The organism is Burkholderia sp. CpTa8-5, from assembly GCF_017815045.1.
Classification (GTDB): domain Bacteria; phylum Pseudomonadota; class Gammaproteobacteria; order Burkholderiales; family Burkholderiaceae; genus Burkholderia; species Burkholderia sola.
The window spans coordinates 180,171-196,601 of record NZ_JAGIQD010000001.1; the positions used below are offsets into that span (position 1 = coordinate 180,171).

Consider the following 16,431-nt stretch of genomic DNA (forward strand, 5'->3'; position numbering starts at 1 on the left):
GTCCCGGCATGCGAATCCGGTCGCGCGCGGCGCACGGAGGCGCGATGATCAATCCGCGGGATTCGATCGTTTCGCTGGCCGGCGTCGTGATGGGGCAGATCGCGCTGTTCGTCTGCATCTTCGTGATCGGACGTCGGTTCGGGCCTGAGTCGCTCGGCCACTTCAACTATCTGCTCGCGCTGGCGTCTTTCGTCGGCACGCTGCTCGCATTGCGCTACGAGCTCGCGTGCGTCGACGATTCGCCGCGCGAATCGTTCAATGCGCTGGTCAACGTGACGGCGTTGGGCCTGATGGTCGCCGCCGCGGGCGGGATGCTGATCGCGATCGCCGGCCGGGCGGACCTCTATCCTGTCGCCGTCTATGCGCTGGCATCGTTCATCCAGCTGGCTGCCGGCGCCTACCTGAACAGCCTCAGGCGCTACGGATGGATCGCGCTGTCGCGCATGGTCGTCAACGGTGCGTTCCTGATCGGTCTCGTGCTGTCGCTCGCCTGCTCCGCATGCGGCAAGGTCGACGTATTCGCGTTGTACGCGTGGGTGACCGCCGCAGTGTCGATCGCGATGGCGGGTGCGATCGTGCTGAGCGGCTATCGCGCAGGGTATGCGTTCAGGTTGTCGCCGGGTTTCTTCGTCAGGAATCGCCGGTTCGCGCTGTACATCCTGCCGTCGACGCTGTGCGCGTCGGTGCTGACCTACGCGCTGGCGATCGCCATTCCGCACTGGTTCGATGCGCAGAGTGCCGGCTACTTCGCCGCGGCTTACCGGCTCGGTTTCTTTCCGGTTTCGCTGATCGCGCAGAGCGTGGGCGGCGTGTTTCGGCGCGACGCAATCGGCGCGATGGCACGACCGGATGGCGGCTCGGCGGTGCATCGGGTGTACCGCACCTACGCGCGTGCACTCGCGGGCCTCGCCGTCGCGTACATGGCCGGCGGGCTGCTGCTGTTCGCGCCGCTCGTCGACCTGTTCTTCGGCGCAAGCTGGCGCGGCTCGGTCGGCTTCTATTACAGCCTGATGCCGTTGTTCGCACTGCAGCTGATCTACGTGCCGCTGTCGCAGATCTTCCTGGCCACGCGCGCACAGCGCACCGATTTCCTGTTTCAGCTGACCTGCGGATTGGGCCTCGTCGGTGCGCTGGGCGTCGCGCGGCTGACGAACCTGTCGGCCCCGACGAGCGTCCTGATTTTTTCATTGACCGGCGCGGCGCTGATGGCGGCGGGCATCGCGCTGACGTACCGGGTCCTCGACGCGAACCTGTCCCGGTCGGGGGCGCTGGCGTGAGAACGCCGATACGACGAACGAGTACACCATGATCCTGATAGTCATCGACTCCCTCGAGCGCTACTACTTCGCCACCCGTCTGGTGAGCGGGGTCCGGCACGAATACGAGTTCGCATTCCTGACGAGCGAGCCGGTCGCGCATCTCGGCCTGCTGCTGGGCGGCTTCCGGTCGGTGTACCTGAACCGGCTGATGCCGATCGACGTGTCCGACGGCGGCGCGGCCGACCGCACGCCGTATCAACTGTCGATCGAAGTGATGAACGGGCAGATGACCGAGGCGCGTGCGAAGCGCGAGTCGGCGGCGATCTTCCATATCGCGTCGGAAGTGCTGCGCGGCCTGCGGGTCGAGCAGTGCGTGATGTGGAACGGGCAGCAGCTCGTGTGCCGCGCGGTGCGGCAGGCGTGCACGGTGCAGGGCGTGGCGACCCGCTTCATCGAGATCTCGAATCTGCCGGGCAAGCTGTTCGTCGATTCGCTGGGCGTCAATGCATTGTCGACGATCAGCCGCAACCCCGAGGTCATCGATCGCCTGCCGCTGCCCGACGAGGACACGCATGCGCGCTGGCTGTCGACCTATGAACGAGACAAGCGCAAGCCGCTGCCGCAGGCGCGGACGTCGTTCGGACGCAAGGCGACGTCCGCGACGAATTATGTGCTGAAGCTGGTCAGCCGCGGTGTCGGCCGGCGGCGTCTGGCAAGCGTGCGCGCGCGCAACGGCATGCCGGCGCCGCGCCAGGCCACTTATATGTCGCCCGACACGCTGTCGACCTGCCGCTATGTATTCCTGCCGCTTCAGGTGGCCGGCGATACGCAGATCAAGCTGCACTCTGACGTCGGCAATCTCGACGCGATTCGCCATGCGTTCGAGTTCGCGGCGAACGAGAGCGCCGACCTGTTCGTGAAACTCCATCCGGCGGAAACCGATGCGGCCGAGATCGACGCGATCGTGCGCCTGCAGCAGACGTATCACTTCGAAATCGTCACGACGCCGACCACGGAGCTGCTGCGGCATGCGCATGCGGTCGTCACGATCAATTCGACGGTCGGGCTGGAGGCGATGCTGTACGGCAAGCGCGTGGTGTCGCTCGGCCGGTGTTTCTACAAGGAGTTCGACCGCGAGCGCCTGCTGAAGTACATCCATTCGTTTCTGGTCGACGGCATCGACTACTTCGGCACCGCGCGTATCCCGGCCGATGCGGCGCGGCGCGTTTTCGCGGGGCAGCGTTGACATGACCGTCACGTTGCGACAGACCGCCGACGCGATCGCCGAAGATTGCCGCCGCAATGCGTTCGTGAAGACGCGCAGCGTGGTGATCTTCTACCGCATCGTGCACTACCTCGCGTGCCGGAGCCGGTTCACGCTGCTGGCCGGCGCGCCGCTGATCCTGCTGTACATCGTGTTGTGCGACTGGCTGATGGGCATCGAGATTCCGGCGAAGACGAAGATCGGCAAGGGGCTCGCGATCTATCACGGCACCGGCCTCGTGATCAACGGATACGCGACGATCGGCGCGTACTGCACGCTGCGGCACGGCGTGACCGTCGGCAACACGATCCGGAAGGACGGCACGCTCGGCGGCGTGCCGACGATCGGCGATCACGTCGAGTTCGGCGCGCACAGCGTCGTGCTCGGCGAGGTTCGCATCGGCGACCGCGCGCGGATTGGCGCCGGGGCGGTCGTGCTGACCGACGTGCCCGACGGCGGCGTCGCGGTCGGTGTGCCGGCGCGCGTTGTCGACAACGGACAGGAATCGAAATGAAAGTGTTCATTCTGCATCCCGGCAAGGCGAACTATCCCGAGATCGCCGCCTACGGCCGTCGGCTGAGAGCGCACGGGTTCGAGGTGTTCGACGGCGATCTCGATGCGTATGTGCGCTTTCCGGACCGGGACGTCTGCATCCTGTGGTGCATCATGGGTTTCTATCGGGCATTGCCGCCCGCGCGGTTCGTGATTCACGACTATCGGTCGCTGTCGGTGGGCCGGCTCGCGGCCGTCAAGGACCGCGTGAAGCGCGTGTTGAACGTACGGCCCGATTTGCGCATCTTCCAGAACGCGCGGATGCGCGACGCGATGGCGTTTGGCGACGGCGTACGCGCGTTGCTGCTGCCGATGGGCGTGCCGGACTGGATCTTCGATCCGGTGGGTGCCGGTGCCGGTGCCGACGTCGCGGCCGCGGGTGACGCCGATACCGTGCAAATGCCGTCCGGAAGGTTCTGCTATATCGGCGAGATGAGCCGAGAACGCGGCTTTCACAAGGTGCTCGCCGCCTACCGCGACGCGCGGCGCGACGCAGCGGACACGCTCGTGCTGGTCGGCCATCCGGAGCCCGAAATCCGCGCGGCTTTCGCCGACACGCCGGGCATCCGCTTCGTCGGCCGCGTACCGCAACGCGACGCGCTGCGGATCGTGCGCGACAGCGAATACGCGGTGTGCTTCTTTCCGTATCACCGGCCGCATTGCTTCCAGACGCCGACGAAGCTGCTCGAATACGCGTCGCTCGGAAAAAAGATCGTCTGCAACGACGCGCCGTCGAACGTACGCACCGCGAAAGAACTCGGTATCCCGTGTCACGTCACCGGCGCGGCGATCTTCGACGAAGTGTTTCCGCTGTCGCGGATCCGTGCGCGTCGTCCCGATCCGGCTGCGATGAAGTCGCTCGAATGGGGGCGCGTAATCGAAGGGTCCGGCGTGCTCGCGTATATCGATGCGGTCGCGGGGCGCGGCCCGCGTGTTTGACGGTCGTTCGGCGTCGGTGCGCGACGGCTCATTTTTCATGGAACGGACCCGATGAAAATCGTCCACATAGTCGAATCCAGCGCGACGGGCACGTTGTCGATGGTGTGCCTGATTGCCAATCGCTTCGCTCGCGAAGGGCACGACGTGCACGTCGTCTATTCGGTGCGGCCCGATACGCCGCCGGGTCTGGCCGCGATGTTCGACGCGAGGGTGTCGTTGCGCCACCTCCAGATGAAAGGCGCGGGCCTGTTGCAGACCGTGATGCGCCTGCGCGCGACACTCAACGGGATCGGCCCCGACGTCGTGCACATGCATTCGTCGTTTGCCGGTTTTTTAGGGCGGCTGTCGACGCTGTTTGCGTTGCCGAAGGCGGCGTTCTTCTACAGTCCGCACTGCATTTCTTTCATGCGTCGCGACATCTCGCGCGTGAAGCGCCTGGCGTTCGTCGGCCTGGAGAGAATCGCGTGCGTGCGGAAGTGCCTTTACGTCGCGTGCTCGGAGAGTGAAGGTCGGGCGATTCGCACCTGGCTTCGTCAGCCGGTGGTGGTGGTCGAGAATGCGGTGGTCGAGGCTGCGTCGACCGCGCATTCGGGCGACGCCGCGCGGCCCGCGGACGGTCCCGCCTATGTGGTGACGGTCGGCGGCATCCGCGCGCAAAAGAATCCGGGCCTGTTCGCGCAGATCGCGTACGGCATGCGCGCGCGCGGTACGCGTTTCGTCTGGATCGGCGACGGCGACGATGGTGCGAAGGCGGAACTGGCGAAGGCCGGCGTCGAAGTGACCGGATGGCTGTCGCGCGACGAGGTCGAGCGTCGGCTCGGATGCGCGGACGTGTACCTGTCGACCTCGTCGTGGGAAGGGATGCCGGTGTCGGTGATCGAGGCGATGCTGGCCGGCCGACCCGTCGTCGTGTCCGACTGTGCGGGCAACGTCGATGTCGTCCGTCATTTGCAGACCGGCGTGATCTATGCGACGGCAGCCGACGCGGCCGCGTGGCTGCAGCGCCTCGCTGGCGACGTTGCATTGCGGTCAGAACTGGGCCGGCGGGCGAACCGCGAGGCGCGGCAGCGTTTCGGCGAGGAACGCCTGTTCGGCGAGCTTGCGCCGCTCTATGCGACGAGCGGGGAGCGCTGACGTCGTCAAGCAGCGGCGGGTCGACCTCCGCGTTTCGCGCAGCGGCGGTCGCGGCCGCAGCACGACGCGAACACCATCGTCCTCATTTCGTGGAGATCCATATGAATGTAACCATCACGCCGGACGTCACGGTCGGCAACGACCTGCCGTTCGTCCTCTTCGGCGGCCTCAACGTGCTCGAAAGCCTCGGGCTCACGCTCGACGTCTGCGGCACGTTCGTCGAGGTCACGCGCCGCCTCGGCATTCCGCTGGTGTTCAAGGCGTCCTTCGACAAGGCCAACCGTTCGTCGATCCACTCGTATCGCGGCGTGGGGTTCGACGTGGGACTGCGGATCCTGGACGAAGTCAGGCACCGGTTCGGCGTGCCCGTGATCACGGACGTGCATGAGGTGTGGCAGGTCGGGCCGGTCTCGCAGGTCGTCGACGTCCTGCAGATACCGGCATTCCTCGCGCGCCAGACCGATCTCGTGGTCGCGATCGCGCAGACCGGCAACGTGGTCAATATCAAGAAGCCGCAGTTCATGAGCCCGACGCAGATCGAGCACGTCGTATCGAAATGCCGCGAGGCCGGCAACGATCGCGTGATCCTGTGCGAGCGCGGTTCCTCATTCGGCTACGACAATCTCGTCGTCGACATGCTCGGTTTTCGCCAGATGCGCGATGCGACGGGCGACTGCCCGGTGATCTTCGACGTCACGCACAGCCTGCAGATGCGCGATCCGCACGGCGCCGCGTCGGGCGGCCGGCGGCGTCAGGTACTCGATCTCGCGCGCGCCGGGATGGCGGTCGGGCTGGCCGGGCTGTTCCTCGAAGCGCATCCGGATCCCGACCACGCGCGTTGCGACGGCCCGAGTGCGCTGCCGCTCGCGTTGCTCGACGCGTTCCTGCAGCAGACGAAGGCGGTGGACGATCTGGTCAAGCGGCTCGCGCCGCTCGATATCCGGTGAGCGGCGCGATGTATCGCGGGCCCGTGCGCCTGGTGCTGTTCGACGTCGACGGCGTGCTGACGGACGGCCTGCTCCACGTGACGGCCGACGGCGAGTTCATGAAGAGCTTTCATGCGCACGACGGCGTCGCGGTCGCACTGCTGCGCGCGCACGGGATCCGCGTCGGCATCCTGTCGGGCAAGCATAGCGGCGCGCTGGCGTGGCGGGCGGCCCAGCTCGGCGTCGACGTGCTGGTGACCGGCTGCGACGACAAGGCCGCCGGTTATGCGGACATCAAGGCGCGGCAACGGATGGGCGACCCCGAAATCGCGTACGTCGGCGACGACGTGAACGATCTCGCGGTCATCGAACGCGTCGGCGTGTCGTATGCGCCGGCCGACGCGCATCCGCTCGTCCGCGCACGCGTCGATCATGTCGTACGCACGGTCGGAGGCCGCGGCGTGGCGCGCGAGGTGGCCGAGCATCTGCTGACCGGCGCCGGGCTGTCGCTCGACGACGCGTACCGGCCGTTGTTCGAAGCATGGAGCAGCCATGACGTCATTCAATAACGGGCGGCCGGTGCACGTCGTGATTCCGGCACGATACGGCTCGACGCGACTGCCGGGAAAGCCGCTCGTCGATCTGGACGGCGAACCGATGATCGTCCGCGTGCACGCGCGCGTGAGCCGTGCGCTGCCCGATACCGACATCGTCGTCGCGATCGACGATCCGCGTATCGCCGACGTGCTCGCCGCGCGCGGCATCCGTTTCGCGATGACCGACGCCGGGCATGAGTCCGGCACCGATCGCGCGGCGGAAGTCGCGCGTGCATTCGGCTGGCGCGACACCGATGCCGTGCTCAACGTACAGGGCGACGAACCGCTCGTGCCCACGGCGCTGCTGCGGGCATTCGCCGGCTTCTGCAGCGCGGCGCCGGACCTCGGTGTCGCGACGGTGGCCTGCCCGGTCGGCGACACCGCGTTGCTCGACGAGCCGGGCATCGTCAAGCTCGTCGTCGACGGCCGCGGCCGTGCGCTGTATTTCTCGCGCGCGGCGATTCCATTCTGCCGCGACGGCCGGCCCGCGCAAACGAGCGGTCCGAACGGCGGCGGTTTTCTGCGGCACATCGGCCTCTACGGCTACGCGAATACGGCGTTGCAGTCGCTGGCGGCCGCGGCGCCGTGCGAGCTCGAACGATTGGAGCGGCTCGAGCAGTTGCGGGCGCTCTGGCTCGGCATGCCGATCGACGTGATGCAATGGCCCGATGCGCCGCCGGCCGGCATCGATACGCCCGACGACGTCGCGCGCGTCGTCTCCCTTCTCAAACGGCAAACTGATGATGCGACAGAACCATATTGAATCCGCCCGGCAGGTCTTCGAGATCGAATCGCGGGCGTTGGCCAGCGTGGCCGCGCGGCTCGACGCGAACTTCGACGGTGCGATCGAGATCATGCTCGGCTCGCGCGGGCGGGTCGTCGTGTGCGGGATGGGCAAGTCCGGGATCGTCGGCAGGAAGATCGCCGCGACGCTGTCGAGCACCGGCACGCCCGGCTTCTTCATGCATCCGGGCGAGGCTTATCACGGCGATCTGGGGATGGTGACGCCGGACGACACGTTTCTCGCGATTTCGAATTCCGGGGAAACGGACGAGGTGATCAAGCTGATCCCGTTCTTGCGCAGCAACGGCAACGACCTGATCGCGCTGACCGGCGATCCTGCGTCGACCCTCGCACGCGCCGCGCGGGTCCATCTCGACGTCGGCGTCGAACGCGAGGCGTGCCCGCTGCAACTCGCGCCGACCGCGTCGACGACGGCCACGCTCGCGATGGGCGATGCGCTGGCGGTCACGCTGATGCGGGCGCGCGGCTTCCAGCCGGAGCACTTCGCACGCTTCCACCCGGGCGGCTCGCTCGGCCGCCGGCTGCTGTCCACGGTCGACGACGAAATGGCGCGCCGGGACCTGCCGATCGTGACGGAAGACATGTCGACGCTCGACGTGCTGGACGCGATGACGCGCGGGCGTCTCGGGCTCGCGATCGTGAAGCGCGACACGGGTTGGGGCATCGTGACCGACGGCGACATCCGCCGCGCGATCGAGCGGTATGGCGACGGCGTATTGCGGCGCACGGCAGCCGACATGATGTCGATCGAGCCCTGTACGGTACGGCCGGGTACGCGGGTCGAGGATGCGCTGCTGCTGATGCAGACGCAGCGCATCGGCGCGTTGCTGGTGGTCGACGGCAGCGACGTCGTCGGCGTGTTCAAGAAATAGACGGGCCGCGGCCTCGGCCGGGGCTACTGCAACTCTTGTGTCAGCGCAGTGGATGCGGCGTTGTCGCGGAACCGCCGTACGCGCAGGAACGTGATGAAATTCGAGTCGTGCTGGCTGGCCGCGCCGCCTTCCGGGTCGTCGAACGCGACGCGGAGCACGGCAACGAGATCGCTGCCGTCGAATTGCCAGTCGACGTACTGGAAGCCGTGCCGCTTCTTGTCCGCGTGTTGCAGCAGGATGCGCCGCGCGGTCCACCGCCGCAGATCGGGCGACGACAGCAGCACCAGCGTGTTGCGCACGCGCTCGAGGTTCATCGGCCCGACGCTCTTCGGCACTGCATTCGTGATCGTCCAGTATTGCTTCGACTGGGGATCGAAGCGGATCGTGAACTTCTTGCCCGCGCCGGGCAGGTCGACGAAATCGCGCGTCGGGTCGAACGACAGCGTTCGGCCGTCGTCGCTCGTCGTCACCAATGCGGCTTTCTCCGGGCCGTTCTCCGTATTCACGCGCAGCATGACGACGGGCGCGGCGCCTTGCCTGCCGACGACATTGCCTTCTTCCCACGACTGGAATGTGCCGTCGAGCCAGCGTTTGTCCGACGGCAGATGCGCGGACATGCGCCAGTTGCGCGCGTCGAGCAGATCGCGGTCGACGGGGGCGGACAGCACCGTCGCGCGCAGGTCGCCGCCGTCGACGCTTTCATACGCGCGCCAGACGCGCCCGCGATCGACGAGCACCGGAACCGGCCCGGTGATGAACCGCCCGGAATACGGCAGCAGACCGGTGGACGCATCGACCGGCGTGGTCCACGACGCACCGCCGTCGTCGGAGCGGCGAATCGACGGTGTGCCCATCGAGCGGTTGGTGCCCATCAGATACAGCGCGCCGTTCAGCACGAACAGCGACGACCAGTACTGGTCCGGCACGTCCGCGAGCCGCGACCAGGTCGCGCCCTTGTCGTGCGACGCGAACACGGACACGCGGTTCTGTGCCGCTGCGGCGCCGAACGTGTCGAAGCTCGCGACATAGTCGCCGTTCGGCAGCAGGGCGAGCGACGGGGAGCCGAGATACACGCGCGTGGCGGCCGGACTGTGCGCGATGACTTCGCCGGGCGGCGGGGGTACGGAGTCGGCGTTCGCTGCCGTCATCGCGCAGGTCATGCACAGCGCCGCGATAAGCAATCGTTTCAACGTGCGAAACGTCGACGCATGTCGGAGTGATGTCATGTCGGATGCGCGACGGGCTCGTCGCCGGACAGGTTGGGAAGCGGGCGGACGACCGCGCGCCGCCGCGGCGCATCCTGGTCGGCCAGCACGACGAACAGCAGAATGGTGAGCCAGAGCATGCCATACAGCACGTGATATTTGAACAGCAGGATCGGCAGCAGATAGAGCAGATACTTGCGTCGACCCTTGCGGCGAAACAGCATGACCAGCGTACCGAAGAACACGATGAAACCGGCGACGCCCGCGGCGAATACGAGGTAGATGTAGAACGAGCTGTCGCGCACCTGATAGCCGCGCAGGTGCGTCTTGCCGACGTTGTTGCGCTCGTCCCAGAAGAGGCCGTCGCCGAACGCGCCCGCGACGACGTCGCGCTCGGTCAGCTCGGTCAGCACGAGCGTACGGCTGCCGACCGCATCGTAGTCGACGGACTGGTTCACCCGCTGGTCGTACACGCTGTAAAGCCAGGGCACGCAGGCGAGCGCGACGACGACGACGGCGATCCGGGTCCGCAGCCGACCGCGCCCGATGAGTACGTGCAGCCCGCACAACGCGGCGCACACGGCCATCGACGCGACCGAGAAGCTGAGCAGCGCCGTCGCGAACCCGACCGCGGGCGCGAGCGTCATGCGCCGCTGCGACAGCAGCAGGACCACCGCGCTCGGCACGACCGTCATCGCGTAAAACGACGGCTCGGAATACAGGCCGAGCGCACGAATCGAAATCAGGCTGTCGGTCAGCGCCTTGGTGGCGTAGAGCGCTTCGGAGTCGGCTTCGCGCACGTAGCTGTCGAAATCGATGAAGGTACCGGTGCCGAGGTAATAGACGAGCTGAAACGTGAAGAACGCGGCGTGGACGTAGATGAGCATCCGGCATGCGGTGTCGAGCGTATCCCGCGTGAGCACGCCGCCGGCAAACATCCAGTAGCACAGCGCGATATACGTCTGGATCAGCATGAACTTGACGTAGAAGTTCACGTAGAAGTCGCCAAACGCGGACAGAACGAACGCGATGCTGATGCTGATCAGCCAGTATGCGCAGACCGGAAACAGGTGACGCTGCCGGTTCATCAGCGTCGGCGCGCGAAGAAAGGCGAGCGCGCAGAGCAGGAAATAGGCGGCGAAGGTTGCCCGTACGCTGAATGCGTTGAGGGAGAAGAACAGTACGCTGGCTGAAAAGAGCAAGGTCGACATGCGTGCGCCCGATCGGAGACTCCGGATTCGCCACGCGCCGGCCGTTCCGGCGCCGTACGGCGAGATGCGTCGCGACGCGGGCAAGGTGCCTGTCGGGCAGGGCTCGCTTGCTCGCCGGTTCGCACGAGGAATACGGGGTCGTCGTTCGGGACGACTCGATTCCGGCGATCAAGCATAGGCGGTCGGACGGGCGGGCGAACGGCGTTGTCCGATCCGGGCGGCATTCCGTCTTTTTCCGGCGGGGTCGACGAAGCGGTCTGCGCGCGCCGGCGCCGGCGAGGGGCAGCGCCGGCCATCGCACGCCGCGTCGTCCGACCCGCGCCCGTCAGGGCCGCAGCGCGAACCGCCCGCACAAAAACGGCGAATAGTTGTCGATCGCCGCCTGAATCGGCGCGTGTCGACCATAGGCGACGGCCGACACGGCCAATAGCGACCCGGCGACGAGCGCGCGATACCGCGCATCGACACGCGGTGCGCCATGCCGCCGCACGAACGCCAGCGCGACGGCCGAGCCGACGAGCCAGCCGGCGACGACTTCCGCCGGCGTGTGCGCGTCGTCGAACACGCGCGCCACGCCGATCAGCGCGCCGAGCGCGAGCCCGAGCGACAGCGACGTGTTCGCCCGCCATGACGTTCCGCTGCTCAGTGCCAGCACGCATGTCATCGGCCAGACCGCCGATGCGAGCATCGTATGTCCGCTGATCACGCGGAAATCGATCGCGCGGATCTGGACCCCGCAGCCGGCGTACAGCATCTTCGTGGCGCCGACCAGCGCCATGCCGGCCGCGAGCATTAGCGCCCACGACGCCGCGTAACGTCGCCCGGTCGCCGAGCACGTCAACCAGCCGATGCACACGAGCGCAAGCGGCAACGTCATCGCCGCGTCGCCGAGATCGCTGATGGCCGTCCACATGACCGGGTGCGTCGTGTGGCCGGTCAGGCGGCCAGCAGCGTCGACATGCGCGCGGCCAGATAGCTTTCGAAGTCCGCGGCCACCTCCGGGTGCCGCAGCGCGAACTCGACCGTCGCCTTCAGATACCCGAGCTTGCTGCCGCAATCGAAACGCGTGCCGTCGTAGCGATGGGCGAGCACCTGTTCGTCCGTCAGCAGCGACTGGATCGCGTCCGTCAGTTGCAGTTCGCCGCCGGCCCCCGGCCGCAGCGCGCGCAGATGCTCGAACACCTTCGGCTTCAACACGTAACGCCCCACCACGCCGAAATTCGACGGCGCGTTCGCCGGCGCCGGCTTCTCGACGATGCCGGACACCTTGAACAGGTTGTCCTCCCAGCGCTTGCCGTCGATCACGCCATACGACGTCGATGCCTCGGGCGCGATTTCCTCCACGCCGATCACCGACGCGTGATAGTGATCGAACACGTCGATCATCTGGCGCAACACGGGCGTCGGACCGTCGAGCAGGTCGTCCGCGAGGATCACGGCGAACGGCTGGTCGCCGACCAGCTTCTCCGCGCACAGCACGGCATGGCCGAGCCCCAGTGCTTCGGCCTGGCGAACGTAGAAGCAGTCCACGTGGTTCGGCTTGATGCTGCGAACCAGCGACAGCAGCTTTTCCTTGCCGCGCGCCTCGAGCTCGGCTTCGATCTCGTAGGATTTGTCGAAGTGGTCTTCGATCGCGCGCTTGCTGCGGCCGGTCACGAAAATCATTTCGGTGATGCCGGCGTCGATCGCTTCCTCGACCGCATATTGAATCAGCGGCTTGTCCACGACCGGCAGCATTTCCTTCGGGCTGGCCTTGGTCGCCGGTAGAAATCGCGTGCCGAGACCGGCGACCGGAAAGACGGCTTTCGTCACTTTCAACATGGTTTTCGGATTCCACTCGTTCGGGTTCAGGCATCGACGATGCCGATAGAGGGCGACGATGCGCGAATGCCATCGTCGTTGGCACGGTACCGTGCGCGCTCGCGCAACCGGCCCCGCGCGCCGTCCGAAAATCGTAGGGGTGTTCCGCTTTCCGGGGGTGACCGAATCTAGGCCGAATCCGACAGCGACGCATGGCGAATCGCGAATCATCGCTTTGCAAGCGGCGATTTCGCGTATGTCGGATCAGACCTGGGAATTGTCCGCATGATGCGCGTCGCCTGACATAGATTCAGGGATTCATTACTGCACGGCCGGTCGCGGGGCCGCGCGCGGCCCCGCAAGACCCGCCGTCGGCTCAGGAGCGGTCATGACCGAACAGGGCGATATCTTCGATGCAATCGCGGAATTCAATCGCGCGTATCTCGTGCTGGCCCAACGCATACTGCGTGTCCACTACGAGCAGGGCAAGCGGCAATTGGGCATCTCGGATGAAAGTGCCGCAACGATCGTCGCGCTGACGGCCGATCAGATCGACGAACTCGCGGTCGGCGGCGAACTTGTCTGCGAATTTCGCGCCGAAAACGCGCCGGGGCGCGCGTGATCCATCGTCCGGTTTTCGCGCATGGGCGTCCGACCCAGTCCGCGAAGCGGAGGCGTCGTGGCAAGCCCGTTGCCCATTCGAACGATCGCGCGAACGGCGACGCCCGCGCAAGCCGCGCGGCGTCGCATCGGCCCGCAGAGGCCCGCGTTACGCGCGCTCGCTGATCGCCGTGAACTTGCGGTCGCGCACCCGCGCTTCGTCGGCGCCGCCGTGCACGAGGCTCAACGCTTCCGCGCGGCTCGCGACGCACGGCCCGGAGCCCAGCAGCGGCTGGCGCGCGGTTTCGCGCAGCGCGAGCACCGACACGATGCCGATGAACGACGCGCCCATCAGGTAGTACGCGGGCATCATCAGGTCGCCGGTGCGATCGACCAGCCACGCGGTGACGAGCGGCGTCGTGCCGCCGAACAGCGACACCGACACGTTGAAACCGATCGCGAGCGCGCCGTAGCGGATCCGCGTCGGGAAAAGGGCAGGCAGCGCCGACGGCATCACGCCCGTGAACGTCGACAGCAGGATCCCGTAGATCAGCATCCCGCCGAAGATCGGCAGCATGCCGCCGGTGCGGATCAGCATCAGCGCCGGCACCGACAGCGCGAGCAGGCCCACGCAGCCGGCCATCATCACCGGCTTGCGGCCGATCTTGTCGGACAGGTGCCCGGCGTACAGCGTCATCGGCATCATCAGCACCATCACGAGCAGCACCATGAAGAGGCCGTGCGATTCGCGCACGTGCAGCGTCGCCGACAGGTAGCTCGGCAGGTACGACAGCGCCATGTAGTCGGTCACGTTGAAGATCAGCACGAGGCCGACGCATTGCAGCAGCGGCTTCCACTGTTCGACGAGCAGCGTCGCGAAGCGCTGCTTCGGCCGCGCGCGCTCGTCCGCTTCGCGTGCTTCGGCCTCCTTCTGGAAGGCCGGCGTTTCCTCGAGCTTGAGCCGCACGTAGAGGCCCACGAGGCCGAGCGGGCCGGCGATGAAGAACGGCACGCGCCAGCCCCATGACAGCAGCGCTTCCTGCGACAGCGTGGCCGTCAGCAGCGCGACCGTGGCCGCGCCGAGCGTATAGCCGATCAGCGTGCCGAACTCGAGGAAGCTGCCCATGAAGCCGCGACGCTTGTCGGTCGAGAACTCGGCGATGAAGGTCGCCGCGCCGCCGTATTCGCCGCCGGTCGAGAAGCCCTGCACGAGGCGCGCGACGAGCAGCAGGATCGGGGCCAGGATGCCGATCGACGCGTAGCTCGGGATCAGGCCGATCGCGAAGGTGCCGACGGCCATCATGATCATCGTCGCGGCGAGCACGCGCTGGCGGCCGATGCGGTCGCCGAGCGGCCCAAACACCATGCCGCCGAGCGGACGCACGAGGAACGCGGCCGCGAACGTGCCGAAGGTCGCGAGCAACTGCGCGGACGGGCTGCTCGACGGGAAGAACACCTTGCCGAGCGTGACGGCGATATAGCTGTAGACGCCGAAGTCGAACCATTCCATCGCATTGCCGAACGCCATCGCGCCGACCGCGCGCTTGAGGACGGCCGGGTCGACGATCGTGATGTCATCCAGCTTGATGGACTGGCGCGAAGACCGGGTTTTCGCGGGGCGCGCTTGCGATGAACTCAATGATCTCTCCTGGAATGGCCTTGGCGGCGCGGCCTGCGGGAATGCAGCGGGGGCGTGCGGGCCGACGGACAGCGACGGCGGATGTCTCGGGGATGCCTCGATGCCGGTGGCGTGACGCGCGCGGCGGACGACACCGGGCAGGTGTGTTGTGCGAACCAGTTTAGAGAAACGGGCGCGAGCGGCTATCGGTCATGCGCCCGGAACCCGGTGGTAAACGACACGCGGGGAAGAAGCGATGCCGATCGCGCCCCGGTGGGCGCAGGCGCGGCGTGGACGGTCATCTCGCCGGGCGCCGGCTCGCGCAGACCAGCAACGCGACGAACGCCGCTTCGTCCGCGCGCAGGCCGCGCGGCGTACGCCGGACCGCGAGCGCGGCGAGCGTGCCCGCCTCGAACGCGTCGAGTACAGCCGGATGGATGTAGCAGCGCCGGCACACGGCCGGCGTGTTGCGCAGCAGGTCGGCCACCGCGCGCACGGTCTCGACGATCTGCTTGCGCGCATGCGTGACGCCGCGATGCTCGATGCGCCGCAGCAATCCGAGCGCATGCACGCTGCCGGCCCAGGTCCGGTAATCCTTCGCGGTGAAATCGGTGCCGCCGGCCTCGCGCAGGTAGTCGTTCACGTCGGACGACCCGACCGGATGGCGTACGCCGTCGTCGTCCACATACTGGAACAGCTCGTGCCCGGGCAGCTCCGCGCAGCGCCGCACGATCCGCGCGACCCGCGCGTCGTCGACCGTCACGTCGTGCTCGATCCCGCTCTTGCCGGCGAAGCGCAGCCGCACCTGGCCGGGCTGGATCTTCAAATGGCGCTTGCGCAGCGTCGTCAGCCCGTACGAGCCGTTTTCGCGCGCATATTCCGCGTTGCCGATCCGCGCGAGCGTCGTATCGAGCAAGCGGACGATCGTCGCGACGACCTTGTCGCGCGGCATGCCCGGCAGCGCCAGATCGCGCGTGACGCGGGCGCGGATGCGCGGCAGCGCCCGCGCGAACGCGGCCATCCGCGCGTACTTGTTCGCATCGCGGGTTTCCCGCCATTGCGGGTGATAGCGGTACTGCTTGCGGCCGCGCGCGTCGCGGCCCGTCGCCTGCAAGTGGCCGAGCGGGTCGGCGCAGATCCACACGTCGGTGTACGCGGGCGGGATCGCGAGCGCGTCGATGCGGGCGATTTCCGCGGCATCGCGAATCCGCATGCCGTCCGGCCCGTAGTACGCGAAGCCGTTGCGCAGCCGGCGGCGCGTGTAGCCGGGCTGGCGGTCGTCGACATGGCGCAGCGCCGCGACGGCGCTCGAAGCGGGCCGCTTCATGTCGCGACGCGCCGGCCGGCGGCGGCGGTGCGCGGCGACCCGCGCTCACGGGCAGCGATCATGCTTGTCTCCTTGGGTTCGCGTGAAGGGCGCTCGCCTGGCATGGGGTGCGAACAGCCATTGCGACGGAGCAAGAACCGTGCGCCGCCGCGCCCGGCCTCGCTCGCGTGGTTAGGTGTTTATACGCATGCCGATTCCGACATCGCCCCAATCCAATATTTCATTGGAAGGTTATCGGACTTGTTCCTAAACTGATGCGGGGTCTGTATACCGCGCCGGCACGACACGCCGGCCGGGGCAGCCCGATCCGCGCCAGCGCCACGC

General features: G+C 67.2%; 16 protein-coding genes. 10 read left to right on the top strand and 6 right to left on the bottom strand.

The features are described from left to right. Positions 1-44 precede the first annotated feature (44 nt). The 9 genes from J8I35_RS00855 to J8I35_RS00895 all read left to right on the top strand — a co-directional run bounded on the left by J8I35_RS00855 (position 45) and on the right by J8I35_RS00895 (position 8,346). Positions 45-1,277 carry an oligosaccharide flippase family protein gene (locus tag J8I35_RS00855; protein WP_209924223.1) on the top strand — a complete coding sequence of 411 codons (1,233 nt, stop codon included), beginning with the start codon at positions 45-47 and terminating at the stop codon, positions 1,275-1,277. A 28-nt stretch (positions 1,278-1,305) separates the two neighbouring features. Further along, the gene (locus J8I35_RS00860; protein WP_124651708.1) at positions 1,306-2,505 is read left to right on the top strand and encodes a capsular biosynthesis protein; all 1,200 of its coding nucleotides are present in this window, start codon (positions 1,306-1,308) and stop codon (positions 2,503-2,505) included. A 1-nt stretch (position 2,506) separates the two neighbouring features. Next, positions 2,507-3,037 (top strand): DapH/DapD/GlmU-related protein, encoded by a 531-nt coding sequence (locus J8I35_RS00865; protein ID WP_124651706.1) that lies wholly within the window; start codon positions 2,507-2,509, stop codon positions 3,035-3,037. After that, a complete protein-coding gene (locus J8I35_RS00870; RefSeq protein WP_209924224.1) occupies positions 3,034-4,014 on the top strand; it encodes a glycosyltransferase in 981 nt (326 codons plus the stop codon). Before J8I35_RS00865 ends, J8I35_RS00870 begins: the two co-directional genes overlap by 4 nt. Before the next feature lie 51 nt (positions 4,015-4,065). Then, complete coding sequence (locus J8I35_RS00875) at positions 4,066-5,148, top strand: glycosyltransferase (protein WP_050013558.1); 1,083 nt, start codon at positions 4,066-4,068, stop codon at positions 5,146-5,148. Between the two features lie 101 nt (positions 5,149-5,249). Then, entirely contained in the window at positions 5,250-6,095 is an 846-nt protein-coding gene (gene kdsA, locus J8I35_RS00880; protein ID WP_050013557.1) for a 3-deoxy-8-phosphooctulonate synthase, read from the top strand. Positions 6,096-6,103: 8 nt separating this feature from the next. Then, entirely contained in the window at positions 6,104-6,643 is a 540-nt protein-coding gene (locus J8I35_RS00885; RefSeq protein ID WP_175976062.1) for an HAD-IIIA family hydrolase, read from the top strand. Beyond that, positions 6,627-7,433: a 3-deoxy-manno-octulosonate cytidylyltransferase gene (kdsB, locus tag J8I35_RS00890; protein ID WP_124630066.1), complete on the top strand. Its 807-nt coding sequence runs from the start codon at positions 6,627-6,629 to the stop codon at positions 7,431-7,433. Before J8I35_RS00885 ends, kdsB begins: the two co-directional genes overlap by 17 nt. After that, positions 7,411-8,346, top strand: coding sequence for a KpsF/GutQ family sugar-phosphate isomerase (locus J8I35_RS00895; protein ID WP_124630067.1), 936 nt, complete (start codon positions 7,411-7,413; stop codon positions 8,344-8,346). Before kdsB ends, J8I35_RS00895 begins: the two co-directional genes overlap by 23 nt. A gap of 23 nt (positions 8,347-8,369) precedes the next feature. Here the strand turns inward: J8I35_RS00895 and J8I35_RS00900 are convergent, their stop codons facing one another. The 4 genes from J8I35_RS00900 to galU all read right to left on the bottom strand — a co-directional run bounded on the left by J8I35_RS00900 (position 8,370) and on the right by galU (position 12,583). Continuing rightward, positions 8,370-9,506: a sialidase family protein gene (locus tag J8I35_RS00900; protein ID WP_209924482.1), complete on the bottom strand. Its 1,137-nt coding sequence runs from the start codon at positions 9,504-9,506 to the stop codon at positions 8,370-8,372. Positions 9,507-9,568: 62 nt separating this feature from the next. Next, positions 9,569-10,762, bottom strand: a complete 1,194-nt coding sequence (locus J8I35_RS00905; protein ID WP_089490090.1) for a hypothetical protein — start codon at positions 10,760-10,762, stop codon at positions 9,569-9,571. Positions 10,763-11,087: 325 nt separating this feature from the next. Then, entirely contained in the window at positions 11,088-11,675 is a 588-nt protein-coding gene (locus J8I35_RS00910; protein WP_050013551.1) for a phosphatase PAP2 family protein, read from the bottom strand. A gap of 23 nt (positions 11,676-11,698) precedes the next feature. After that, positions 11,699-12,583 carry a UTP--glucose-1-phosphate uridylyltransferase GalU gene (galU, locus tag J8I35_RS00915; protein ID WP_050013550.1) on the bottom strand — a complete coding sequence of 295 codons (885 nt, stop codon included), beginning with the start codon at positions 12,581-12,583 and terminating at the stop codon, positions 11,699-11,701. 367 nt (positions 12,584-12,950) lie between these two features. Here galU and J8I35_RS00920 point away from each other — a divergent pair, with 367 nt between their 5' ends. Then, positions 12,951-13,184: a flagellar transcriptional regulator FlhD gene (locus J8I35_RS00920; protein WP_050013549.1), complete on the top strand. Its 234-nt coding sequence runs from the start codon at positions 12,951-12,953 to the stop codon at positions 13,182-13,184. A 147-nt stretch (positions 13,185-13,331) separates the two neighbouring features. Here J8I35_RS00920 and proP read toward each other — a convergent pair whose 3' ends face one another. Both proP and J8I35_RS00930 read right to left on the bottom strand, forming a co-directional pair. Beyond that, positions 13,332-14,801 carry a glycine betaine/L-proline transporter ProP gene (gene proP, locus J8I35_RS00925; RefSeq protein ID WP_209924225.1) on the bottom strand — a complete coding sequence of 490 codons (1,470 nt, stop codon included), beginning with the start codon at positions 14,799-14,801 and terminating at the stop codon, positions 13,332-13,334. 277 nt (positions 14,802-15,078) lie between these two features. Then, positions 15,079-16,107, bottom strand: coding sequence for a DNA topoisomerase IB (locus J8I35_RS00930; RefSeq protein ID WP_209924226.1), 1,029 nt, complete (start codon positions 16,105-16,107; stop codon positions 15,079-15,081). Positions 16,108-16,431: the final 324 nt, after the last annotated feature.